Source organism: Cylindrospermum sp. FACHB-282, from assembly GCF_014697195.1.
GTDB lineage: Bacteria > Cyanobacteriota > Cyanobacteriia > Cyanobacteriales > Nostocaceae > Cylindrospermum.
Map to the genome: position 1 here is coordinate 1 of NZ_JACJRJ010000006.1, position 23,813 is coordinate 23,813.

Genomic DNA, 23,813 nt, shown 5'->3' on the forward strand with positions numbered 1-23,813 from the left:
TGCTCATCCTTTTATCCTTAAATCCTGATCAAGATTAAGGAGTGCTCATCCTTTTATCCTTAAATCCTGATCAAGATTAAGGAGTGCTCATCCTTTTATCCTTAAATCCTGATTGAATGCCCAGTGCTTTTTTCGGTCACTTATTTGCAGGAATTGAAACCGATTGCGGTGTTGTCTCCCCTGGTGTAGTCAAAGTTGCACCTGGGGTTGGCTGTTGTTGACTTTGAAATAGCTGTTGCTGTCTAGCTTTAAACGAATCTGCGGCTGAATCCAACTGTTGATTCTGTGCTTCAGCATTCCAGTTGATAGGCCCAAAATTTGCCCGATGAATCAAATTCATCATATCGAAATTATCTGAGTTAGTGTTTCCAAACGGATTGCTATTCCCTAGAGGATCACTACTGGTGTTGGTATCCACCGAGTTTAGTTGAGCCAAGCTAGGTTGAGCCACAAGCAAGGAAGCAAAGCTAATTCCGGCTAAGGTAGCCAGAAAAAGTCTGGTAATTGGTAAAAATGGTTTTTTCATCTTTTATCTTAAGCAAGAGTCCGTCGTAGTTGGGGTTGAATACTCAGCAAGGCGATCGCCGCAAAGCCCACTAACACCAGCAGCGCTCCCCCAAAGGTAACTTCACCCCAAGGGGCCTGCATCACCACACTAGCCAATCCCCACTCACTATGTAAATAGAGATAGCGAATTGGTTCAATGGCGTAGCTGAGAGGATTGAGGGTGGCTACAACCTGCAACCAGTGAGGCATGAAGGATAAAGGTGCTAAAGCCGTACTGGCAAACAACAGTGGCAGATTGGTAACAAAAATTACGGCAATTAGTTCAATGTGTCCAGGTAGGGCAAAAGCTAAACCGAGGGAGATGGCTGTCACTCCCAAAGCGAGGAGGAAGACAATTAATGCGATCGCACTTAAACCCACTGCATCCGGTAAGCCAGCGCCCAAAAACGCTGCTGCTGCTACAATTACCGCAGCTTGCAGCAAACTTTGGCTGATAATAAAAATTGCCGAAGCAAAGACTATCGAGAAGCGAGAAGCTAGGGGCGCTACCAGCAACCGATTTAAAAAGCCAAATTCCCTGTCAAACATCACTGGTAAACCAGCATTTAGCGCCCCAGCAAAGGCTGTAAAAACAATTATCCCCGCACTCAAAAATTGACCATAATTTGACGTACTACCAAATAAGCCTTTGGGTGCATTTTGGAATAGTGCGCCGAACAGTACCAACCACATCACCGGCTGAATAATTCCCGCAACTAAGCTAGAGGGACGGCGTTGTAATTGAATAAATAAGCGACGAGTTAAAGCCAGGGTCTCTTGTACCAATTCACCAAAAAAGTTGGAGGTGGTATCAGCAACTGCAACAGGTGCTGCTATATGCTGCCAATTCATATCAGTTTTAGGAGTTACACTCATAGCAATTTTGTCATTAGTCATTGGTCATTGGTCATTGGTCATTGGTCATTGGTCATTGGTCATTGGTCATTGGTCATTGGTCATTGGTCATTAGTCATTGGTCATTGGTCATTGAAAAAACTATTACCCATTACCCATTAGCCATTACCCATTAGCCATTACCCATTAGCCATTACCCATTACCCATTACCCATTACCCAATCCCTACCGCATATTTTGTTTTTTCTCGGCTTTGGGATCGCGGGTGGCGACTGCTGCTAATTCTGCATCCATTAAGGTGCGCCCCGTGGCGGCGAGGTAGACATCATCTAGGCTGGGGCGAGATTGAGCAATGCCAAAGATGGGTAAGCTAGAAGCAGTGAGAGTTTGCTGGATGGTAATCAGAGCATCATTTTGGGGTTTAACAACCAAATTGAGTGAATTACCTTGAGCGCTGTTGATGATCACTTCTTGGACAAAGGGCAAAGCTTGCAGCAGGTTGGTGGCTTTCTCGGCTTCTTCGATGGGGGAAAACTCGCGGATTCGCAAAGTTATGCGATCGCCTCCCACTTGATCTTTTAACTGGGAAGGTGTACCTGAGGCAATTACAAGGCCGCGATCGATAATTGCCACGCGATCGGCTAAAGCGTCAATTTCTTCTAAATAATGGCTGGTAATTAATACCGTAGTCCCCGATGCCCTTAACTTGCGGAGAAAGTTCCATACCACAAAGCGGCTTTCAATGTCAAGCCCCACCGTAGGCTCATCCAATACCAGCACATCAGGCCCATGGAGTAACCCAGCAGCCAAGTCTAGGCGCTTGCGTAAACCGCCAGAGTAGGTTCCGGTTTTTTTATTCGCGTATTCTTGTAAACCAAGTAAATCTAATACAGCTTCAATACGCTGTTTCCCTACTGCACCAGGGAGGTGATAAAGTGCCGCTTGCAGTTGCAGCAATTCTTTTCCCGTCAGCACCTTATCTAATGCGACTTCTTGAGCCACATAACCCAGCTTTTGTCTAGCGAGTTTGGGGTGATCCAACACCGATATTCCGGATACTTCGATTTTGCCAGCATCCGGCGTAGTCAGAGTACACAAGGCACGCAGAGTAGTAGTTTTACCCGCGCCATTGGGGCCGAGTAAACCAAAGATTTCCCCAGGTTCCACCTGAAAAGAGACATCTTTGACGGCTTCTACTGTGCCGTAGCGCTTTTGCAGATTTTGAATTAAAACGGCGGGCGCCATGACAGCTTATCCCTAACTATACAAATCTCAACAATATCTTTCTCTATTGTACGAGTTGTGCGTGAGGAGTGATGAATTGAAACTTACTTTTCTTGATAAAAGGCTGGTTAAGCAGAAACTCCAGTCTATTTCCCCTTTCCTAGAGATCCTCGACTTCTTTAAGAAGTCGGGGATCTTGATTTGATTATTTGTTATTTTTTAATCACTCCCCATATTCACCACCAGTGACTTTACCTTGAAAAACAATGTACTGGTAAAGGTTATAAAACAACATCACCGGGATGAGAAAACCGATAAAAATGAGCATAATCACCAAAGAACTAGGATCAGCAGCGGCTTGATAAATGGTAATTTGGGTGGGAATGATGTAAGGGAAGACAATTAAGCCTAAACCAATGAATGTCAGTAAAAACAAAAGAATTGTCCAAACAAAGGGTGCGCGTTCTTCTTTGCGGTTGAGACTGTTTAAGAGTTGCCAAATTAACCAAATTCCCAACACAGGAATGACGGCAAAGATGTAAACTAGGGGTTGCTGGAACAAACGCGATCGCACACTTTCATAAAATATCGGGGTGCTAATCGTGATGAAAATCGCCCCTAGCAGCGTTGTCCAAGCCGCAATTTTGGCTGTTTTATAGTGAGTCTGTTGTAATTCTCCGGTGGTTTTCCACACGAGATAAGTTGAACCAATTAGCACATATCCCTGAATCAACGTCAAAGCCACCAGCACAGCAGGAATACTCAGCCAGTCCCAAGTAGTACCGATAAAATGTCCCGCCTCATCAACCCTAATCCCCTCTAGCACTGCACCCAAGGCAAAACCTTGACCGAGTGCAGCCGTAAAACTACCGATACCAAAAGCTAAATTCCAAAAGATTTTGCGGTTAGAAAGTTCGCGAAACTCAAAAGCCACACCCCGAAAGGTGAACCCAAACACCATGAGAAAAATTGGGATATACAAAGCAGTTAAAATCGTGCCGTAAGCCAGGGGAAATGCGCCAAACAAGCCCCCCGCCATCAGCACCAGCCAAGTTTCATTAGCATCCCAAATATTACTTAAGCTAGTCATCAAAATTCCCCGGCGTTTTTCATCAGAGGAAGTAATAGATAATATCCCCACCCCTAAATCAAACCCATCTAGCATCACGTAAAGGAAAAGGAAGAGGGCTAAAATCACAAACCAAACTTGGGGGAGAAAATACTTTAGCGTCTCCATAGAAACTCCTGTTAGACTGGGGCAAAAATATCGACCTCACCCCCAACATCTTCCCTATTAGGAAAGGGGAGTAAGATTCAAAGCCTTTCTCCTTTTAGGAGAGAGGTCAAAATGTATTGCAAAGAAGACAAAATCACAGATTAAAAATGTTGTATTTATCTGTATTTACAGCAGTTTTTATCTATTTGAACCACATCTGTCCTAAGGGCACAGCAGTGCTGTGCCCCTACCGTGTGGTCTATTTACCTGAAAATCGCTGTAACTCTGGTTTCAATTTCGTGACATTAAATTTCACTGCTGCGCTTCTACAGGACGTTCATCGGGGACAAATTCCCCTGGAGTGGTATCGATAGCAGGTTTAGTAATCTCCATACCTGGTATGGGTAAATCGAGATTTGGCCCTCTGCGAATAATGCGGCTACCAAAGTACAAAACGGCGATAAATAGCACGGTGTAGACTGTAGCAAAGGTGGCGAGTGAGGCTAAGACATTACTTGCAGGGAGACGAGAAGCAGCATCAACTGTGCGAATTTGTCCGTAAAGCGTCCAAGGTTGTCGTCCTACACACCGGACTATCCAACCTGACTCAACGGCGATGTATCCTAGAGGTGCGGCGAATACCCAAGCCAGCATTAGCAACCGTTGCTGGGTAATGTTTTCGGCTGAGAGTTTACCCCGTAACCATTGCAGAGTGCTTAACAACATCAGTCCAGCGAGAAAAAATGCGATCGCAATCATGACGCGGAAGGCATAATAAATTAAAGCTACCATTCGCGGACGATCTTCTGGTTTCCACTCTTTTAAACCGCGTAATGGTTCAGAAAGATTTTTTTTGAATTCCAGAATGTATCCCAAGCCGTTAGGGATGGTAATTTCCCAGTTGTTTTTCTCGGCTGTTTCGTTGGGTATGGCTAGCAAACTCCAGTCAGCAGGTTTTCCAGCCGGTGATGATTCCCACTGGGCTTCCATTGCGGCGAGTTTTGTGGGTTGATAGTGATAAACTTGTTCACCGCTGAGGTGTCCGATGTAGATTTGTAGTGGGGCAACTGCGATCGCAGCTGCTAAAACTATTTTCAAGGACTGTGCAAAAAAAGCGGGGTGTCGTCTTTGGAGAATATACCAAGCGCTAATTCCCCCAATCACAAATAGAGATGTTTCCAATGTGGCAAAGAACATGTGGAGAACACTGTTAATCATGAAGGGATTTAAAATTGCCTGAAAGTAATCATGGACAACAAATTTGCCATTGACTAATTCCCCTCCTGCGGGGGTTTGCATCCAAGAATTAGCTGTTAAAATCCACAGGGTTGAGAGGTTAGCCCCAACTGCAACTAAAATTGTTGAGAGAAAGTGAATTGTGGGATTGACACGCTCCCAGCCAAATAACATAATTCCTAAAAAGGCAGCTTCTAGCATAAATGCCCAAGAAGCCTCAAAGCCAATAACGCTGCCAAAAAAGTTACCAACTGCTTCTGAGAATGGTGCCCAATTAGTGCCAAATTGAAATTCCATTGGGATACCAGTTGCTACACCTATTCCAAAATTCAGCACGTAGAATTTAGCCCAAAAACGGGCATGGAGATAATAATCTGGGTTCTGCGTTTTGAGCCAAATTGCCTCAATAATAACGAGATAGATTCCCATCCCTGTAGTTAAGACGGGCCAAAGTATATGGAATATCGCCGTTAGGGCAAATTGCATCCTTGATAGCACAACTGAATCGGATAAAAATTCCACGAATTTTCCCCATTAGCAAGCTGTACTATTTAGGATATCTGTTTCGCTTTTGATGGAAATACACCAAAGGGTGAATTAATCGACATAGCCGTGAAAATTAAATATGCATTTACGACTTACGCACCGTATAAATTTACCCTCTTTTCAGGCTTTTTCGATGCGTAAATAGACGCATCCTACACGTAGTGTGCGTTCCCTAACGCACAATTTATAGGACTTGTAATGAATAAAACCAATAAACATATTTACCATTTTTTGACAATTGGTAATTCCTAGCATTATGCAGAATGCTTAAATAATAGAAAAAGCACTAAAGATTTTTAAGTTACAGGACTTACGCAACTTGCACATTAGTAGGGTGCGTCAGATGTCAAAAATCTGTTTATTTGCCAGATTTATCGAGTCTGACGCACCCTACAATAGATGTTTATTGTGACACGCAGCTTTAGTCCTAAGTTAGTTAAAATCTTTAGTGCTTTCTTCACTCTTTCATGAGTAAGTCTTTACTGTAGCTTAAGGCATCAATAATTGAAGTCTTTTATTGATTCAAATTCTTGTCTGGGATCATTTGGATTAATAAAAAATCCGCTTGCTATCTTTGTACCTTTTTCATAAATAGAAGCCGTAGAAATAGGCGGATATATTCGTGGAACAGGGGTTTGATAGTAAGTTTCTGGATTAGCTTCAACGGTGCCCAAAACTATTTTGTATTTATCACCAAAAGTGGTTTGAGCTTCTGATTTTACCTTGTCTAAGGAAACTTCTAAGGCTTCACGTGTTGTGTCAGATATCAAAATTACAACTACAGGCTTGTCGGATTTCACTACTTCAGTTTCAAAATTTTCTGGAGTAAGCGTTAGCACATCTGATGAGGTAGCAGCAATAGCTGGAGATGTCAAGAACATCAAGCTACTTACAACCAGTACCAAAAATCCTGATATCAATCGTTTTCCAATTGCCATCATATTTTTCTCTATGTAGGTATAAATTACGTAAGTAAGTTATCACGAATGAGAAAGAGACACAAGGAAAGTTAAAAAACTTAAGGGATGATTTTAACAATGTTCCGCTGTGCTGGTGCGCTGTTGAAAGAGACGCAAGGACAGTTAATACATTACAGTTTCAATCCCTAGTAGGGATTTTAGTGTTTTGCAAGTCATCCATTAACCCACCTTTGGATAGAGTTTAAAGGGTTTCAATGCCTAATAAGGATTTTAGTGTTTTGCAAGGCCGCCTAACTACAGCCTAGAAGACCTCTATTTTGTTTCAATCCCTAATAGGGATTTTGATGTTTTGCAAGATGCTAAAGGTGAGTTACCTGCGCCTATAAAATATGTTTCAATCCCTAATAGGGATTTTGATGTTTTGCAAGTTTCTATGTTCCCAATGCAATTTTGGCAATCAAAGTTTCAATCCCTAATAGGGATTTTGATGTTTTGCAAGTAGTACCAGAAACAGTAGCAAGAGAAGTTGTGCTAGCGTTTCAATCCCTAATAGGGATTTTGATGTTTTGCAAGTTTGATCGAGACAATAACTTCAAAGGTGGCTGGGTTTCAATCCCTAATAGGGATTTTGATGTTTTGCAAGTTTGTGTATCACAAACTCATGCCGAGCTAATGTCCGTTTCAATCCCTAATAGGGATTTTGATGTTTTGCAAGCCCCATAAGTTTTCTTTAAAACCTAGCTATTATAATGTTTCAATCCCTAATAGGGATTTTGATGTTTTGCAAGATTTCACTGCCGTGCCCAACACCTACAGACGGGTCTATGATGTTTCAATCCCTAATAGGGATTTTGATGTTTTGCAAGTAGAGAAAGCCACCTACCAGCTTTGTGAAGAATTATTTCAATCCCTAATAGGGATTTTGATGTTTTGCAAGTGAAATTACACTTTCTATTTTACTGAATGCAGAGTTTCAATCCCTAATAGGGATTTTGATGTTTTGCAAGCATTAGAAGCTTTGTTGGTGGGCGATCGCATCCGTTTCAATCCCTAATAGGGATTTTGATGTTTTGCAAGTGCTCTAGCTCTGGCGGCATTTCTGGGAGAAGTTCGTTTCAATCCCTAATAGGGATTTTGATGTTTTGCAAGCATAGATGCATTGAAATTGAAAGGATTGGATAAGTTTCAATCCCTAATAGGGATTTTGATGTTTTGCAAGCAGTAAAAAGTTAGTTGCCAGTCTTGGAGTCCAAGGGTTTCAATCCCTAATAGGGATTTTGATGTTTTGCAAGGATCAACGCTAGCAAGGAAGCAAAAGCTTACTTTGTTGTTTCAATCCCTAATAGGGATTTTGATGTTTTGCAAGGCTGTACCTTGATTGGATGTATACGTGTATTGTCGTACGTTTCAATCCCTAATAGGGATTTTGATGTTTTGCAAGTTTTTTCTATCTGATCATGTAACATTTGCTAGGTTTCAATCCCTAATAGGGATTTTGATGTTTTGCAAGACTTTTATCTTTCGCATCCACAACATGAGATGCTTGGTTTCAATCCCTAATAGGGATTTTGATGTTTTGCAAGGAGATCAAAGCTATACCAGGTAGTTTGTTCATCCAGTTGTTTCAATCCCTAATAGGGATTTTGATGTTTTGCAAGAAGCTAGCTAACTTCTCTTGTTGCTTTTGGTGTAGTGTTTCAATCCCTAATAGGGATTTTGATGTTTTGCAAGTTACTTCAGAATTTCTTACAAACCCGTCGGCGTGCCGTTTCAATCCCTAATAGGGATTTTGATGTTTTGCAAGGGCTGGGGTCTGGAAGCCTGATTGTATTTGGTTTTCAAGGTTCATTTGCGCGGATGGGTAAATCATACCACATTCCAGAGCGATCGCACAACATAAAAAACGCTGAAACCCAGTCCCCATAAGGTGCGCGGATCGATTTTCAGTCCGATAGCCCTCAAAGCTTTGCACAGAAAGAGATACAGCCATTTTTTTTCACCCCTCATTTTCTACACCTACCCATCCGCGCAACCAACAGACTACTAGATTGATTTTAGACCACTACCACCGTCAAAAAGAGTTAGTTACTAGCGAATAGTTAACCACATACCCAAAACTTACGCAAAAATGACGTAAAAGCCTTGATTTACCCTGGGGGCAATTGATCAATTGCCCCTACATTATATATAGTTAACTCACCAAATCAGGAAAAACCTCTTGCACAGCCGGATGCACCAAGCGATGATTTTGGACATTCAAACCCTTAGCTAAAGCTGGGTTAACATCCAAAGCCTTAATTCCCAAATTCGCCAACTGCACAACATAAGGTAATGTACTGTTGTTCAGTGCTTGGGTTGCCGTCCAAGGTACAGCCCCTGGCATATTGGGAACGCCATAATGCACCACTCCCTCATCAATATATACTGGGCTAGTGTGAGATGTGGCGTGTAAGGTTTCCACACAACCGCCTTGGTCAACGGCTACATCCACAATCACAGAACCGGGATGCATTTGTTTAACCAAATCGCGGGATACTAATATTGGTGCTCGGCGTCCGGGGATTAAAACTGCACCAATGAGTAAATCGGCTTCTTTAACAGCGGCTTCAATATGAGCAGAGTTGCTGTGAATCAATTCAACTCTAGAGCCAAATAAAGTTTCTAAATAGGATAAGCGCTCAACGTTGACATCTAAAATTTGCACGATCGCACCCATGCCTACAGCAATTCTAGCCGCTTCTGTGCCGACAACGCCACCGCCTAAAATGACAACAATGCCTGCTTTAACACCAGGTACACCGCCTAAAAGTACACCTTTGCCCCCTTGCTGGCGTTCTAGGAACCTCGCCCCAAATTGTACCGCCAACCGACCAGCAATGATGCTCATGGGGGTGAGCAGGGGGAGTCTGTTTTGTCCTGATTGTTCTACGGTTTCATAAGCGATCGCACAAGTGCCACAATCAATTAAATGCTCGGTTAATTTGCGATCAGCTGCTAAATGCAGATAAGTAAATAAAATTTGTCCTTTTTGCAGAAATTTATACTCAGTTCTCAGTGGTTCTTTCACCTTGACTACTAGCTCCCGGTTCCAAGCTGCTTCTAGTGTCGAGACAATTTCCGCCCCAGCGCTGCTGTAGTCATCATCTGTAAATCCAGCACCAGTACCTGCCTGAGTCTGGACAAAGATGTTATGACCATTTTCCCGCAGCACCCGCACGCTAGAAGGACTCAACCCTACCCGAAACTCTTGATCTTTAGTTTCCTTGGGAACGCCGATTTCCATTTACAGCCTCTAATTATTTTTTGTTTCACTTTAGCTTGCCAATCTCCAACCCGCTACTTCTGCATTAGGGATAGCAACTTTTGTTCCAACCTAACTCAACTACCTCTGGGGAGGAAGCTCACTCTTACTCTTGACTAATGCCCCAGTATTCTTACAATAGATCAAGAATAATTAAAAATTGTAAACAAAGCATTTGCAAAGCTCCTTCCCGGAAGCGGCTGCTGGATTTCTCAAGCTACCTTGGCACTCAAGCACTGCAATTAGCTCAAAACCCAATGTAAAGTTTCGTTTGCCGACAAGAGAGAGAGGAATTTTTGATCATGACACAGTCACAACCAACCGTTAATCCCAAATTAGAAGAACCCAAGTTTGGCTTTAATGAATATGCCGAGCGCTTGAATGGTCGAGCTGCTATGATTGGCTTCATCTTAATGGTGGTAATTGAATACGCCACCAATCAAGGCGTGCTAACATGGCTCGGTTTGAAGTAGTGCTAAATGAAAGCACCTGAAAAACAAGTTGTAAGCTATTAATTAGAAGAGTTCTAACCAGCTGGAACAACCAGCTGGTTTTGGCTTTAAAGCCAACAACTTCGCACAACTTGCCGTTTATGGCTATAAAGTAGATAAGATGATCGGTGACATCCTCAGCCGGACATTACTAAAGACAACGGGGTGAATTACGACACTTGCTCTTCTACTCCAGGAAATTATAATGTTGTGTGTCTTGATTTGCCTTTGATGATAATGGCAAATTGCTGGTGGGTTACTCTGGGTAGATTTATAGAAAAACTTAACTGGAACTAACTAAGCTGTGATGAACGCTGTATTACCTCGTTTTTTGAAGTCAGCCTACCGGAAAGAACCATTAATTAGTGCATTAATGACTATGGGTGTGGTGGATGCCCTAATTGGTGGATTGGATGATAGCTGGTCGTTATTCGCTTTTGGCTTAGGAACAGCAGGGATAGCTCTTGCTTTTAAGTTGTGGCGGATGCAGCAGCGTCCCCCTTTGCCAGAAGAGCCTGTAGTTCAACATTACCTGCCTTCTCGCTCCTCTAGTTCAGCTTTACCAATATTGACAGTTTCTAAGAAAAAGCCCCGCCAATCGTGAGTTGTTGATTTTTAATGCCTACCTATTCAATTCGTGAGGAAAAGCGGTGAAGAGTGAGGGAAGAGGTGGGGGTAATGCTGTCTTTCGCCCTGTTATTGTCCTGGCATTTATGGCAGCTGTTGCCCTACCTGTGACCATCTGGCAAGGGCTTGATATTCATGTTGCCCATGCTGCTAACAAAGTTATACTAGACTTCACGGCTAACAAAAGCTTTACTAATCCTCGGTTGCTTCGCTCCTTCATTGCACATTCTGGAACTGTTAAATCTCTAACCTTTAGTCCAAATAGCAAAATCTTGGTTAGTGGTGGCGCAGATAATGAAGGCATAATTCAATTGTGGAATTCTCAAACAGGCAGAAACCTGGGGACTATCGGCAGAGCACACCAAACAGCAGTGGAATCTATCGTGATTACGCCAGATGGTAAAACTCTTGCCAGCTGTAGTAGTGACAGCAGAATTAACCTTTGGAATCTGCAAAATAAAGAATTTAGCCGTTCTTTTGTGGCTCATACCACTACTGTATTGTCTTTAGCGGTATCTCCTAATAGTAAAGTTCTTGTCAGTGGTGCTTTAGACGGGATTCGACTGTGGGATTTGCAACAACAGCGCCCACTGGCTACCTTGGTACGCTTTGATAATTTAATCTATACCTTGGCCATGAGTCCTGATGGTCAGACTTTAGCTAGTGGTGATCACAAGGGTGTAATTAAGTTATGGAACTTGAGTACTGGTAAATTAATCCGTCGAGTTGCGGCTCATTCGCAGATAGTTACGGCTGTAGCTTTTACACCCAATGGGGAAACCTTAGTTAGTGCTAGCCGCGATCGCACGATTAAACTTTGGAATGTCAACAAGGGTACAGAAACCCTCACCCTCACCGGACATAATAACTGGGTAAATGCGATCGCTATTAACCCCGATGGCCAAACTCTGGCCAGCGCTGGCAAAGATGGAGTTAAATTGTGGAATTTAACTACAGGTGAGTTATTAACTACACTTGCCGGTCATTCTGACTGGGTGAGTGCGATCGCATTTAGTCCCGACGGGCAATATCTAGCCAGTGGCGGATTTGACCGGAAAATTAATATCTGGCGCAGTAATTGAGCAGGGATACGGCGAAGCATTAAAAAACTTAAAGGGTGTTAGGGTCGATTCCCCTCTGTTGCAACTTAATTAACAGTTCCTCTAATTGTGCCTGACTTCGTGCTAATTCTTGTTGACTTTCTGCTAATTCTTGTTGACTTTCTGCTAATTCTTGTTGACTTTGAAATTTTACTTCTTCTGGTGTTAGGTATCTATTACCATCTTCATCATACCAATAGAGCCATTCTCGCGTAATGCCTTGATATTTTCCCCGTTCCCGACCAATACCTAAACCAATTTCTGGCATCCATATTTGATCACCTGGTAGTAAAACATATTCACCATTAACTAAACGATAAACTTCTAATCGTTGGCGTCTCTTCCGTAGACGAGTTGGTGCATAGATTACATAATATAAAATACCTAACTGTGCATAATCTAACTTCTTTTGTTCATACTCATAATTGTAAGTTTGGGAAACGATTTCTAAAGTTAAAATTGGGGGAATCCCGTCTTCTTCCCAAAAAACATAACTTAAACGTCCTTGTTCTCCAACAAAACGTTCTACACCCAAACTCAAAAAAGCATCAGGAACAATGGCAGGTTTATTAACAGTATAATAAACCCCCATATTAACGCCAAAAAACCAATCATCCCGGTTTTCCCAGATAGTAGCTAAGACAGCTAACAATAAATTGGGAATTAAAATTTGTAGTTCATTATCCACAGGAGTATCATCAGAACTTGGTAACTCTTCGGAAGAAGGTAGGCAAGCTAAAGGATTGTAGTTAAACATAAGATTATATTCTACATATATATAATTCTATTACAGATTGAAAGTCTAAGCTAAAAGCCTGTTATTGACACGCAGAAAAGAGGTACGACCAATAAAAAAACCCCCAAGAGGGGGCGGATAAGTTATTCGAGTGGAGTGAACAACTCATAATTAATACTCAGAGCAGATACAGTAATCCGAACAAAATAATCCAAATTACGTCCACAAAGTGCCAATAAATTTCGGCAGCTTCGATACCGAAGTGCTTTTCGTTACTGTAGTGACCCTGAACGCGCGATCGCCACAACACCGCCAAAATTGCCACAACACCAATAGTCACGTGCAACCCGTGGAAGCCAGTCAACACATAAAAGGCACTGGCAAATAAATTAGTAGTTAGACCAAATTCCAGATGGGTGTATTCATACACCTGCCCTACCAAGAAAATAGCGCCCATTGCGGCAGTAATTGCCAACCAAATCCGCATTCCCCGCGCATCATTCTTTTTGATAGCAACATCAGCATTGTGCATCACAAAACTGCTAGCAATCAAGTTGACCGTGTTGACTCCGGGTAGTAATAATTCTAAATCTGGTGTGCCTACTGGAGGCCATACAGGTAAAGTAGAACGGAAAGCCAGATAAGCTCCGAACATCCCTACAAAAATCATCCCTTCAGCTATCAGGAAGACAACTAGCCCAAATAAACGATGGTCAGGATGTGCTTCGTGATGAGTATCTACCGCTATCGCTGCGTGGTGATGATTCAGTTCAGTTTTAGCTGGGTCAATTATTTGACTTTGCATGAATCTTAATTATTGGGTAATGGGTAATGGGTAATGGGTAATGGGTAATGGGTAATGGGTAATGGGTAATGGGTAATTGGGAAAACTAATAACGATCACCCAGTCCCCAGTGCCCAGTAAAGAGTCCCCAGTCCCCAATCTCCTATTTGCTATCTTCAGACTTAGCAGCAACCGCAGGATCAGGGTTTGCTCTTAAAACTGAGTTTGGCCCAGCAGATAAAACTGGATTGGGGTCGTCTAAGGGTACACCTTCTTTAGCCTTAGACAAGCCATAGTCGTATGGCCCAGTCGTTAATACTGGGAGTTTGTCAAAATTCTCAATTGCTGGTGGTGAGGTAGTCATCCACTCTAAAGTGAGGGCATTCCAGGGATTATTACCAGCTTTCGGCCCGTACAACCAACTCCAAATCGCATTGATAATAAAGGGTAATGTTGAAATCGCTAGTATATAAGACCCATAGGTGCAGATTTCATTCAGTGAGGTAAATTTGGGATCATATTGAGCAATCCGGCGATTCATGCCCATCAGACCCAGCTTGTGCATGGGTAAGAAGGTCATGTTTAGACCGACAACAGTCAAGATAGCGTGAACCTTACCCCAAAATTCATTGATCATCCGTCCCGTCATTTTCGGGAACCAGTGGTAGATTGCCGCAAAAATCCCCAAAACGCTACCGCCAAAGAGGACGTAGTGCAAGTGAGCAACGACAAAATAGGTATCGTGGACGTGAATATCAAAGGGTACAGCCGCCAACATGACGCCGCTAATACCACCAATCACAAAAGTACCCACAAAGCTAATGGCGAAAATCATGGCGCTGTTGAGGCGAATTTTGCCGCCCCACATAGTTGCCAACCAGCTGAATATTTTAATTCCCGTGGGTACGGCAATGATCATCGTGGTGATCATAAAGAACATCCGCAACCAACCAGGAATACCGCTGGTAAACATGTGGTGTGCCCAAACTATTAGCCCCAAAAAGCTGATAGCTAGACTAGAATAGGCGATCGCTTTATAGCCGAAAATCGGCTTGCGCGAATGAACGGGGATAATCTCAGAAATTGCCCCAAAGAAAGGCAAAATCATGATGTAAACCGCTGGGTGGGAGTAAAACCAGAACATATGCTGGTAAACTACCGGGTCACCACCGCCAGTCGGGTTAAAAAATGTTGTCCCTGCTAACAAATCAAAAGAAAGCAGAATTAGCGCCCCTGCAAGCACTGGCGTCGATATCAGCACCAGGGCCGAAGTGGCAAACATTGCCCAACAAAACAAGGGCATTTGATGGATTCCCATACTGGGGACACGCATCTTCAGCAAGGTAACGACAAAATTAATCGATCCTAAAATCGATGACGTACCCAGCAGCAGGACACTCATAATCCAAATTTCCTCACCCACTTGACCTGTTACCAAGCTGAGGGGAGGGTAAGAAGTCCAACCTGCATCCGGTGCATCACCCAATACCAAACTGGCGATGAGCAAAATACCAGCCGGGGGAATCATCCAAAAGGCCACAGCATTCAGCCGGGGGAATGCCATATCCCTAGCCCCAATCATCAGGGGAATCAGATAGTTGGCAAATCCGGCGCCGGCTGGCACAATCCACAAGAAAATCATGATTGTGGCGTGCAGTGTGAACAGGCTGTTATAGACTTCTGGCGTGACAAAATCTACTTCTGGCGTGCGTAATTCTGTCCGCACCAAGTCAGCCATGACGCCGCCGATGCAGTAGAAAATAAACGAAGTGACTAGGTATTGAATCCCAATTACCTTATGGTCGGTGCTGAAGCCAAAAAAGTCTCGCCAGTGTCTTTCCCCTGATTCTTCATTTAGGGGGGGGATATTAGCAGTTTCTTGCAATGTAGCTTGTGTCATTGTCAATTAGTCATGGGTCATTAGTCATGGGTCATTAGTCAGCAGTTGACTAAATCAGCATTGATTAATGGTGGACTTGATGAAGCATTTTTGGATGAATTCCCATTTCCTTAGTGTAAGGAGCAAGAAATTCATCTGGGGATAAACCCGCAGGATTAACCGCAACGGCTTGATTCAGAGTTTCACGGCTAGCAACTAGCTGCTCTTGCATCCATTGGTCATAAGCTTCTTGTGTTTCCACCACCACTTGTGTATTCATCGCACCGTGGTAGGGGCCGCAAAGTTCAGCACAAATGAGGGAATAAGCACCTGCAATTCTGGGGGTAAAGCGAATCTCGCTCTGTCTACCGGGGATAACATCCTGTTTTAGGCGGAACTCTGGTACCCAGAAGGCATGAATGACATCGTTAGCTGTCATATTCAGGCGCACTTCCCGCCCGACGGGAATGTGCATTTCACCTGTAGTCACGCCAGTTTCTGGATAAGTGAAAATCCAGGCGTACTGGAGACCGGTGACGTTGATCACCATTTGGGGTGCTTTACCTTTATTTTCGGGACTTGCTCCTAGGGTGGGAGCCACGCTACCTACACCAGGGGCATTCCGCAGTTGGGGAATTTGGTCACTATTGCGGACTGCTGCGGTAGCAGGGTCTTGCATTGCCTCGTCAGATTTTTCTTGATTTAAGTTGGGTTCTGTGCTAGGCGGTGTATCGCTTAAAGTTGCTGCGATGGCTGTCCCAGGCATAGTCATCGATTCCTGAGTCATTGGGGCTTCATGAATGCTATGGGGATCGAAGCCGCCGATGTCGTTGTAGACTTCAAAGCTATAAACAGAAATACCGAGAACGATAATTGCTGGGATCGCCGTCCAGAGTATTTCTAGAGGCACATTACCCTCAATTGGTGGCCCGTCTTCATTGTCACCAGGACGCTGACGATATCTAAATGCACAGTAAATTAAAACACCTTCTACAAGCAGAAAAATACCTGTAGAGACGATCATCATCGTGTTGAACAGACCATCTACCAATGTGGCTTCATCTGTGGCGGCTGTAGGCAGCAGACCGTGATTTTGACCGTACCAAAGGCTGGCTAGGGTGAGCACAATGCCAATCAGTAATGTCCAGATCGAACTTGGAATTTTCACTACTTACTTAAATGAATTTACTACGTTATTTCAAAACTGCTCACTTACTACGGTAGTCTAGGCTGTGGGATATGGGGTCTAATGGTCTGAAATTTTTATTAATTTTTTTGACTATGTTACTAATATTGAGTAAAAGGGATTTATAGGAGATTTCCCAGAGTAAATGTCAAAAAGCGGGAAAATTTAAGGAAAACTTTAGAAAGATTAAATTAATTGCCATAAATCAAGTATTCACATCTTAAAAAATACCTAAAGCTTCCGGCTAAAAGTAGCTAGAGTGATTCAAAGTATAAGTGCAAGCCAATCTATAAATTCTGGCCTATACGCTAGGGTGGAGATAGGTCTGTACTAACAAATAGAGAATTTTGAGAGCTAAATCAAGAGCGGGCAGAAGGTATCGTTAATGAACGAAATTGTCCTAAAACAACAAAATGAAGCGGCACTTGTGCAGCAAAAGCCCAAGGAATTGATTCGTCGCTTGGTGTGGAAAATTTGCATAGCCACCTTGATTTTGATGGCAATAGGCAGTGCCACCCGCGTGATGAATGCTGGACTTGCTTGCCCAGACTGGCCTTTGTGCTACGGGGAACTGCTGCCAGCTAAACAAATGAATCTCCAGGTGTTCTTGGAGTGGTTTCACAGACTCGATGCAGCTTTGATTGGCTTGAGCGCGATCGCGCTTTGCGGTTTGTCCTGGTGGCATCGTCGTGCCTTACCTAACTGGCTGCCTTGGGCATCTACTTTTGCCCTGTTTTTAATCGTCTTCCAAGGTATCTTGGGGGGACTCACCGTCACCGAACTGTTGCGGTTTGATATCGTTACCGCCCATTTGGGAACGGCGCTATTGTTTTTCTCTACCCTCCTCATCGTCGGCACGGCACTCACCCCTTATCAGGGAACGGGAACTGTTGGTAAGTTGCCTTGGGTGGGTTTAATTGCCACTGTTTTGGTTTATCTACAAAGTTTACTAGGTGCTGTAGTCGGTTCTCGCTGGGCGCTGCACCAATGCTTTGGTGATTCTCAACTGTGTGGAGTCATGTATGGCCATATTATTGGCTTGGTGCCGCCAACGGTAGCCACTTTGGCAATAGTCTTGATTTCCTGGTGGACACCAGCACTGCATCCAGCTTTGCGGCGACTGGCAAATATGGCTGGTGGACTGTTGATTTTACAACTTGTGTTGGGAGTTGCTACTTTCCGATTACATCTGCAAGTTGAGCCACTCACCGTTTCTCACCAAGCCGTAGGAGCTTCTTTGCTGGGTACTTTGGTGGTTTTCACGGTTCTGGCACTGCGGGATTGGGCTGCTAGCCGGGAAATCGGCTCTTACCCCGTTGGTTTCACAGTCACTGGGACAAACTCACCAGCCAATGGATCAAATCAATAACACGAATCAAGTTGGTTTGCCCAATATTGCTAATGCCATTTTTACTGATGGCTAATGGCAATTAGCCGTTAGCCATTTAGTAATTAGCGATGAAACTAACTTGACATCACATCTAGCATCAACCCCTAGCACCTAGAAGTGGTGGAACGATACAAAACAATGATCCGCGCCTGCACCCAAAACAGTGCTGAGTAATGAGTAACGAGTAATGAACTGACTCTACAAACAAAGTTCTGAGTAGCACTCTTTCATGGAAGTTGCAACCGCGCGGGTTGTTGTCGGCGATTTCAGAGAAGGGAGACTGAGCAGGGGTTGCGAATAAGTTGTTGAAAAATAAGGAACTAGAGCCAAGATGATTGAGACTAATGTCTCTCGCCACCACGAAACTTTTCTGCAAGTGATTCAAAGCTACTACCAGCTAACAAAGCCACGGATTATTCCGTTGCTTTTAATTACCACCGCTGGGAGTATGTGGATCGCTGCTAAGGGTGAAGTAGACCCATTGCTGTTGCTAGTTACACTGATTGGTGGCACAATGGCGGCTGCTAGCGCCCAGACGATTAACTGTATCTATGATCGGGATATAGATTATGAAATGGAGCGGACGCGCCATCGTCCGATGCCTTCGGGTAGGGTACAGCCCCGTGATGCTTTGATTTTTGCGATCGCACTGGCAGTGGGTTCCTTCACATTACTAACAGTATTTGCTAATCTCCTAGCGGCGCTGTTAGCCTTCTCTGGCATCGTTTTTTATATATTGGTCTATACCCACTGGCTAAAACGCCACAGCGTTCAAAATATCGTCATTGGTGGCGCAGCAGGAGCAATCCCGGCATTAGTCGGTTGGGCTGCTGTCACTGATACTTTAAGCTGGGCTGCATGGCTAATTTTTGCGATCGTCTTTTTGTGGACTCCTCCCCATTTCTGGGCGCTGGCTTTGATGATTCGGGATGAATACGCTAAAGTTGGTATCCCCATGCTGCCAGTGGTAGCAGGGGATAAGGCCACGGTGCGGCAAATTTGGTATTACACCCTAATTACAGTAGCTGCCACAGTGCTGCTGTTTTATCCTTTGGGGGCGAGTGGAATCTTGTACGCGGCGATCGCCTTGAGTTTGGGTGGATTCTTTATTCACAAGTCTTGGCGGTTGTTGCAGAACCCGGAGGATCGCACTGTAGCGAGAGAGTTGTTCCTTTATTCCATCTCCTACATGATGCTGTTGTGTCTAGGGATGGTGGTGGATAGTTTGCCGATTACCCATAGTTTGATCACTGCGGCGATTAATCAGCTGCATTTTATCAGCTAGAGGGAAGGATTTGCGATCGCTTTATCTGAGGATAGTGCGATCGCTTCCGGCGGGCACTCCGTGCCATCGCTTCTTTTTAACACTCCAGGAGCGCTGAGTTGTTAAAATGTAAGAAAATCGTTTTGTAGTTGAGATATTAGATAATTAGAATTACTTTTCGCCTTGATAGAAAAAATATTTAAGGTTATTGCCAGATGACAAATAAAGAATTATTAGTTAAAGAAATAGAGTCTTTACCGCCAGAGTTATTAACTGAAGCACTAGATTTTATTCGCTTCATTAAAGCTAGTCACCTCCAAAGAAATTCGCCAGCCGCACCAAATTTGAGTGCAGATAAACTAAAGGGTTCAAAAGCCAAGGATTTGCTAGAATTTGCAGGCTCTTGGTCAGGAGATGATATTAGAGAATGCCTTCAACTTGTCCATGATAGCCGTATGCCTCTGCAACCATAAATATGTACTTGCTTGATACTAATCATTGTTCTTTCTTGATTGAAGGTGAAGCAAAAGTTGTCAATAACTTCCGAGAAAGAAGTGAAGTGAGCATAGCCACGAGTGCTATAGTTGTAGGTGAATTGAGATTCATGGCGCAAAATTCCCAACAAAAAATAGCTAATATCATTAAAATTCAGGCATTTTTAGAACGGATTGATATTTACGCAATTGATCATCAAACTGCTGAAATTTACGGAGATTTAAAATCAGAAATTATCAGGCAATTAGGCCCCAAGGAAAAGCGTAAACGTAAAACTACTAAATTAACAGATATTGGTATTAGTGAGAATGACTTATGGATAGCTGCAACCGCAATACGTCATTCACTTATAATTGTTTCTTGTGATAGCGATTTTGAACGAATGCGCCAGGTAAAAGAATTTCCGTTAGAAAATTGGGCATAACTTAAATTAACATCACCACTTTAGGATATTTTTGTTTATCAGGAAAATGGCATTGAACAGCATCACGAACCATTTCTCGCAGTGTTTCGATATCATCAGCCTGAGTAAAAATTGATTCACCTAATGCTTTTGCTGTATAACCACCATCGGGATCGTCTTCAATGAGAAATACAATTTCAGTCATAGCTAATATTTTTTGGCTATGAAATTATTGTAAAATGGAAATTGCAACGGCATTACCATATTTTGAAAAAAATCGGTTTTTTAAATGCAGAGTCGATCTGTAATACAATAGAAATGTTAATCAATTACATCCATGCAGCAATGCATAAAGCAACTTATGAGTTGCTTGAAGATGAAAGTTTTTATGGCGAAATTCCAGAATGTCCAGGTGTATTGGCAAATGCTGAAACTCTAGAAGCTTGTCGGGAAGAATTGCAAGATGCGCTAGAAGGATGGATTATTTTAGGTTTGCGTTTGGGTCATACTCTACCGATACTTAATCGTATTGACCTTAATTAGTTTTTTAATATTTATGGAAAAAGCAGTATAAGTAATTCATCTCGACTTAAACTAGTTTCATTGACAATATACTGAACAGTGATGCGAGTGTCAGTAATTCGGGGACGACCACCACAATTACCTTCGGTGCTAACAATCAAAGTGGCAATATTTGTGAGGGTTTGCATCGGTTTCTGACTAAATCCTCTGGTATGACTTTATTGTAAACCGGAAAGTGCGATCGCCTTTGACAGGCGTTTCAGCATCGCATTTTTTTTAACGCTGAGGTTAGCGCGGAGTATCGCTGAGGTTTTAAAGGGGGGTTTTCTAGTTTGGAGGATTACATCAACCTCTCCACTCGGACTCAGGAATTTTTGCCCCCTGAAGGATGCTCAGTAATGTGCCAATAGGTAAAGTACGCCCTTTGTGTTCAGGGACAATTACTTGTAGCCCCAAATCTTCGTTTCTCCATTTGCGGTGGCTACCTTTTTGAGAAATTAGTTGAAATCCATATTGTTTTAGAATAGTTTCTACCTGCCTAGCTGTCATGCGACGAACGCGATCGCTCATAAGACGGTAATCTCTCGGGCGATCGCACCAGGGGCTAACTTAATCGATTCCGGCTGTAAATACAATTGAATAGCTTCCTTAATATTTTCCAAGGCTTCTGCTTCAGTTTCTCCGGCTGAACTGCAACCTGGTAACTCTGGACACCATACAGCCCAATCATCTGTTTCTGGATCTTGTTCAAGAATCACGCGCCATTTCATAGCTAATCCTCTGGGATAGAATTATTGTAAAACAGAAATTGCGTTCAAACAAAAATCTGCCTCATGATCTAATATTTAAAGCTTTTTTAAACTTAGCTTCTCTGAAAATCAGGCTCATTCATTTGTTTTTTTAAAATAGTACCAATATCTTTTAATTGATCTCCACCCACAACTAAAATTCGTCTATTTTTTGCTTTATTTATAAATTCATCATCAAGTTTTTGAGAATTTGTAATAAACAGCCGAACACAATAATTACCACCTAGCTTGATAGCATTGATTTGTTGGATGTTCGCAAAGTAAAAATTTTATTCTGTCAAATTCTTCAAGGAATTGAAGCGAACCCATAATTGTCGGAGTTGCACTTCTACCACCTACTAATGATAAAAATACTTTTTCTAACATTTTATGTCCTCCTGATTTTTTATGAAAACTAAACTAGCTATTTCTAGATATACACCTTTGCAATTCACAATAGGTAGATTGCCTATAAGTATTATACAATACAATACTGTATATCTACCAGAGATATTCGGCTAGGTGATCCTAGTGATAGACTAGCCTTGAGGAACCTTAACTTAGAACTTTGTAAACTATGCCGACAGCTACTAACATCGGTACACTAGTAACCCATTCTCCAGATATTAATAATGGTCGTCCAATGATTGCAGGGACTAGAACCTCTATAAGTCGCGTGGTTGTTCTTTATAAACAAGGTGCAAATGCTGAAGAAATTGCCCGTCGCATGAGTCACCTAAACCTAGCCCAAGTTTATGCTGCTTTGGCTTATTACCATGCTAACCGTGACCAAATTGAGGCAGATTTAGCGGAAGCAGATGCGGAATATTGGAGACTTGCAGCATTGCACACCAAGCAAGATTAACAGGGTTGGTGATGAGCAAGATACTTCTATATATTGACGAAGACTCAATGGATGAGGATTTCGTACAAGCTTTGAAATCCCGCAATGTCGATGTGTTAACAGTAGCAGATGTGGAAATGCTCTATCGTTCGGATGAAGAACAACTAGCTTGGGCTAGAGAAAATAACCGAATTATCTTCAGCTTCAACGTCAGAGACTTCTACCAACTTCATACTATTCTCATTGAACAGGGATTATCCCATGCGGGGATTATTCTGGCTCCACAGCAACGATACGGAATTGGTGAATTGATGCGCGGAGTTTTGCGGCTGATTAACACCAAATCAGCAGAACAAATGCAGGGACAAGTAGAATTTTTGAGTAATTGGATTTCATAAACTCAAGGATTTCACTAACTGCTTTTCCAGGTAAATCCTCTTGTAACTATTCAATGAAGCTGAAGACAGATTCTCGCTGGGCTTTAATCTAATTTCCCCAAAATTAGTTCATGTTTGCTAAATTAGAAATATAAGATTTATCTCTAGCCAGAGGTTTTTACATGGCTCATTTAAATCAGCGTCGCACCCAAAACATCAACGGCGATTTTTATGTAGATACCACCTGCATTGATTGCGATACCTGTCGCTGGATGACACCCGAAGTATTCCATCGAGTAGATGAACAATCGGCAGTTTTTCACCAACCAACAAACGAAGCCGAAAGATTAGCCGCACTCCAAGCACTTCTAGCTTGTCCTACTAGTTCCATTGGTACAGTTGAAAAACCCAAAGATATCAAAGTTGCTCAACAAAGGTTCCCGATTTTAGTAGACGAAAATGTTTACCATTGCGGCTATCATTCCGAAAGTTCCTATGGTGCTGCTAGTTATTTAATTCAACTTCCCGAAGGTAACATTTTAGTAGATTCTCCCCGCTTTACTCCACCATTAGTTAAGCGTCTCGAAGAGTTTGGACAGATTCGTTATATGTACCTAACTCACAAAGATGATGTAGCAGACCATCAAAAATTTGCTGAACATTTTCATTGTCAGCGCATCCTCCATCAAGATGATATTTCTACAGGTACGCGGAATGTAGAAATACAGCTAACTGGTTCAGAACCATTTCAGTTAACTCCCGATTTATTAATTATCCCCGTTCCCGGTCACACCAAAGGACATACCGTTTTACTCTATAAAAATAAGTTTCTCTTCACCGGCGACCATCTCGCATGGTCAGAAGACCTTCATCAACTAGCGGCGTTTCACGATTTCTGCTGGTATTCCTGGACAGAACAAATTAAATCAATGGCGAAATTGGCTAATTACTCCTTTGAGTGGGTGTTACCAGGTCACGGTAGACGCTTTCATGCTGATACCCAAACGATGCACCAGCAGATGCACAAGTGTCTTGAGTTGATCAAAAGCTTGTAAGAGTTAAAATATAAGGCATCGTAAAAAA

27 protein-coding genes and 1 CRISPR repeat array are annotated in these 23,813 nt (G+C 42.7%); of the genes, 11 read left to right on the forward strand and 16 right to left on the reverse strand.

The features are described 5' to 3' along the window. Positions 1–136: 136 nt before the first annotated feature. The 8 genes from H6G32_RS04485 to ald form a co-directional block, all read right to left on the reverse strand. Entirely contained in the window at positions 137–526 is a 390-nt protein-coding gene (locus tag H6G32_RS04485; RefSeq protein WP_190455388.1) for a hypothetical protein, read from the reverse strand. 8 nt (positions 527–534) lie between these two features. After that, complete coding sequence (locus H6G32_RS04490) at positions 535–1,422, reverse strand: ABC transporter permease (protein WP_190455810.1); 888 nt, start codon at positions 1,420–1,422, stop codon at positions 535–537. Between the two features lie 204 nt (positions 1,423–1,626). Further along, positions 1,627–2,646 (reverse strand): ABC transporter ATP-binding protein, encoded by a 1,020-nt coding sequence (locus tag H6G32_RS04495; protein ID WP_190455391.1) that lies wholly within the window; start codon positions 2,644–2,646, stop codon positions 1,627–1,629. 202 nt (positions 2,647–2,848) lie between these two features. Further along, positions 2,849–3,862, reverse strand: a complete 1,014-nt coding sequence (locus H6G32_RS04500; RefSeq protein ID WP_190455394.1) for a cytochrome d ubiquinol oxidase subunit II — start codon at positions 3,860–3,862, stop codon at positions 2,849–2,851. Between the two features lie 291 nt (positions 3,863–4,153). Then, positions 4,154–5,599 carry a cytochrome ubiquinol oxidase subunit I gene (locus tag H6G32_RS04505; RefSeq protein WP_190455396.1) on the reverse strand — a complete coding sequence of 482 codons (1,446 nt, stop codon included), beginning with the start codon at positions 5,597–5,599 and terminating at the stop codon, positions 4,154–4,156. Positions 5,600–6,120: 521 nt separating this feature from the next. Then, a complete protein-coding gene (locus tag H6G32_RS04510) occupies positions 6,121–6,564 on the reverse strand; it encodes a hypothetical protein (protein WP_190455399.1) in 444 nt (147 codons plus the stop codon). A gap of 154 nt (positions 6,565–6,718) precedes the next feature. After that, positions 6,719–8,347: a CRISPR direct-repeat array (repeat unit 37 nt; unit sequence GTTTCAATCCCTAATAGGGATTTTGATGTTTTGCAAG). Between the two features lie 62 nt (positions 8,348–8,409). Further along, positions 8,410–8,550 (reverse strand): hypothetical protein, encoded by a 141-nt coding sequence (locus tag H6G32_RS04515; protein WP_190455402.1) that lies wholly within the window; start codon positions 8,548–8,550, stop codon positions 8,410–8,412. Positions 8,551–8,734: 184 nt separating this feature from the next. Further along, positions 8,735–9,826, reverse strand: a complete 1,092-nt coding sequence (ald, locus tag H6G32_RS04520) for an alanine dehydrogenase (RefSeq protein WP_190455405.1) — start codon at positions 9,824–9,826, stop codon at positions 8,735–8,737. Between the two features lie 320 nt (positions 9,827–10,146). Between ald and H6G32_RS04525 the strand changes: the two genes are divergently transcribed. The 3 genes from H6G32_RS04525 (at position 10,147) to H6G32_RS04535 (ending at position 12,044) form a co-directional block, all read left to right on the forward strand. After that, positions 10,147–10,317, forward strand: coding sequence for a chlorophyll a/b-binding protein (locus tag H6G32_RS04525; protein ID WP_190455407.1), 171 nt, complete (start codon positions 10,147–10,149; stop codon positions 10,315–10,317). A 325-nt stretch (positions 10,318–10,642) separates the two neighbouring features. Next, entirely contained in the window at positions 10,643–10,939 is a 297-nt protein-coding gene (locus H6G32_RS04530) for a hypothetical protein (protein WP_190455410.1), read from the forward strand. A 46-nt stretch (positions 10,940–10,985) separates the two neighbouring features. Continuing rightward, positions 10,986–12,044 carry a WD40 repeat domain-containing protein gene (locus H6G32_RS04535; protein ID WP_190455413.1) on the forward strand — a complete coding sequence of 353 codons (1,059 nt, stop codon included), beginning with the start codon at positions 10,986–10,988 and terminating at the stop codon, positions 12,042–12,044. A 28-nt stretch (positions 12,045–12,072) separates the two neighbouring features. Here the strand turns inward: H6G32_RS04535 and H6G32_RS04540 are convergent, their stop codons facing one another. The 4 genes from H6G32_RS04540 to H6G32_RS04555 all read right to left on the reverse strand — a co-directional run bounded on the left by H6G32_RS04540 (position 12,073) and on the right by H6G32_RS04555 (position 16,629). Further along, positions 12,073–12,819 (reverse strand): Uma2 family endonuclease, encoded by a 747-nt coding sequence (locus tag H6G32_RS04540; RefSeq protein WP_190455416.1) that lies wholly within the window; start codon positions 12,817–12,819, stop codon positions 12,073–12,075. Between the two features lie 157 nt (positions 12,820–12,976). Next, a complete protein-coding gene (locus H6G32_RS04545) occupies positions 12,977–13,603 on the reverse strand; it encodes a cytochrome c oxidase subunit 3 (protein ID WP_190455418.1) in 627 nt (208 codons plus the stop codon). 142 nt (positions 13,604–13,745) lie between these two features. Next, positions 13,746–15,482 carry a cytochrome c oxidase subunit I gene (gene ctaD, locus H6G32_RS04550; protein WP_190455421.1) on the reverse strand — a complete coding sequence of 579 codons (1,737 nt, stop codon included), beginning with the start codon at positions 15,480–15,482 and terminating at the stop codon, positions 13,746–13,748. Between the two features lie 64 nt (positions 15,483–15,546). Next, a complete protein-coding gene (locus H6G32_RS04555) occupies positions 15,547–16,629 on the reverse strand; it encodes a cytochrome c oxidase subunit II (RefSeq protein WP_190455423.1) in 1,083 nt (360 codons plus the stop codon). A gap of 403 nt (positions 16,630–17,032) precedes the next feature. Between H6G32_RS04555 and H6G32_RS04560 the strand changes: the two genes are divergently transcribed. The 4 genes from H6G32_RS04560 (at position 17,033) to H6G32_RS04575 (ending at position 20,220) form a co-directional block, all read left to right on the forward strand. Then, positions 17,033–18,016, forward strand: coding sequence for a COX15/CtaA family protein (locus tag H6G32_RS04560; RefSeq protein ID WP_190455426.1), 984 nt, complete (start codon positions 17,033–17,035; stop codon positions 18,014–18,016). Positions 18,017–18,368: 352 nt separating this feature from the next. Then, positions 18,369–19,322, forward strand: a complete 954-nt coding sequence (locus H6G32_RS04565) for a heme o synthase (protein ID WP_190455430.1) — start codon at positions 18,369–18,371, stop codon at positions 19,320–19,322. Between the two features lie 194 nt (positions 19,323–19,516). Next, on the forward strand, positions 19,517–19,774 hold the full coding sequence (locus H6G32_RS04570; protein WP_190455433.1) for a DUF2281 domain-containing protein: 258 nt from the start codon (positions 19,517–19,519) through the stop codon (positions 19,772–19,774). Between the two features lie 2 nt (positions 19,775–19,776). Then, entirely contained in the window at positions 19,777–20,220 is a 444-nt protein-coding gene (locus tag H6G32_RS04575) for a type II toxin-antitoxin system VapC family toxin (protein ID WP_190455436.1), read from the forward strand. 1 nt (position 20,221) lies between these two features. On the opposite strand, the gene H6G32_RS04580 is transcribed toward H6G32_RS04575, so the two are convergent. After that, complete coding sequence (locus tag H6G32_RS04580; RefSeq protein ID WP_190455438.1) at positions 20,222–20,404, reverse strand: type II toxin-antitoxin system HicB family antitoxin; 183 nt, start codon at positions 20,402–20,404, stop codon at positions 20,222–20,224. Between the two features lie 113 nt (positions 20,405–20,517). On the opposite strand from H6G32_RS04580, the gene H6G32_RS04585 reads away from it, so the two are divergent. Then, positions 20,518–20,742 (forward strand): type II toxin-antitoxin system HicB family antitoxin, encoded by a 225-nt coding sequence (locus H6G32_RS04585; protein ID WP_190455441.1) that lies wholly within the window; start codon positions 20,518–20,520, stop codon positions 20,740–20,742. An 11-nt stretch (positions 20,743–20,753) separates the two neighbouring features. Here H6G32_RS04585 and H6G32_RS04590 read toward each other — a convergent pair whose 3' ends face one another. The 3 genes from H6G32_RS04590 to H6G32_RS04600 all read right to left on the reverse strand — a co-directional run bounded on the left by H6G32_RS04590 (position 20,754) and on the right by H6G32_RS04600 (position 21,491). Beyond that, positions 20,754–20,909, reverse strand: a complete 156-nt coding sequence (locus tag H6G32_RS04590) for a DUF433 domain-containing protein (RefSeq protein WP_190455444.1) — start codon at positions 20,907–20,909, stop codon at positions 20,754–20,756. Between the two features lie 157 nt (positions 20,910–21,066). Beyond that, positions 21,067–21,291: a type II toxin-antitoxin system HicA family toxin gene (locus tag H6G32_RS04595; RefSeq protein WP_190455447.1), complete on the reverse strand. Its 225-nt coding sequence runs from the start codon at positions 21,289–21,291 to the stop codon at positions 21,067–21,069. Then, the gene (locus H6G32_RS04600; protein ID WP_190455451.1) at positions 21,288–21,491 is read right to left on the reverse strand and encodes a type II toxin-antitoxin system HicB family antitoxin; all 204 of its coding nucleotides are present in this window, start codon (positions 21,489–21,491) and stop codon (positions 21,288–21,290) included. The genes H6G32_RS04595 and H6G32_RS04600 overlap by 4 nt, the downstream gene beginning before the upstream one ends. A 595-nt stretch (positions 21,492–22,086) precedes the next feature. On the opposite strand from H6G32_RS04600, the gene H6G32_RS04605 reads away from it, so the two are divergent. The 3 genes from H6G32_RS04605 (at position 22,087) to H6G32_RS04615 (ending at position 23,785) form a co-directional block, all read left to right on the forward strand. Beyond that, positions 22,087–22,374 (forward strand): DUF433 domain-containing protein, encoded by a 288-nt coding sequence (locus H6G32_RS04605; RefSeq protein WP_190455454.1) that lies wholly within the window; start codon positions 22,087–22,089, stop codon positions 22,372–22,374. An 11-nt stretch (positions 22,375–22,385) separates the two neighbouring features. Next, positions 22,386–22,751 carry a DUF5615 family PIN-like protein gene (locus tag H6G32_RS04610; RefSeq protein ID WP_190455457.1) on the forward strand — a complete coding sequence of 122 codons (366 nt, stop codon included), beginning with the start codon at positions 22,386–22,388 and terminating at the stop codon, positions 22,749–22,751. Positions 22,752–22,912: 161 nt separating this feature from the next. Continuing rightward, positions 22,913–23,785, forward strand: coding sequence for an MBL fold metallo-hydrolase (locus H6G32_RS04615; RefSeq protein WP_190455461.1), 873 nt, complete (start codon positions 22,913–22,915; stop codon positions 23,783–23,785). Positions 23,786–23,813: the final 28 nt, after the last annotated feature.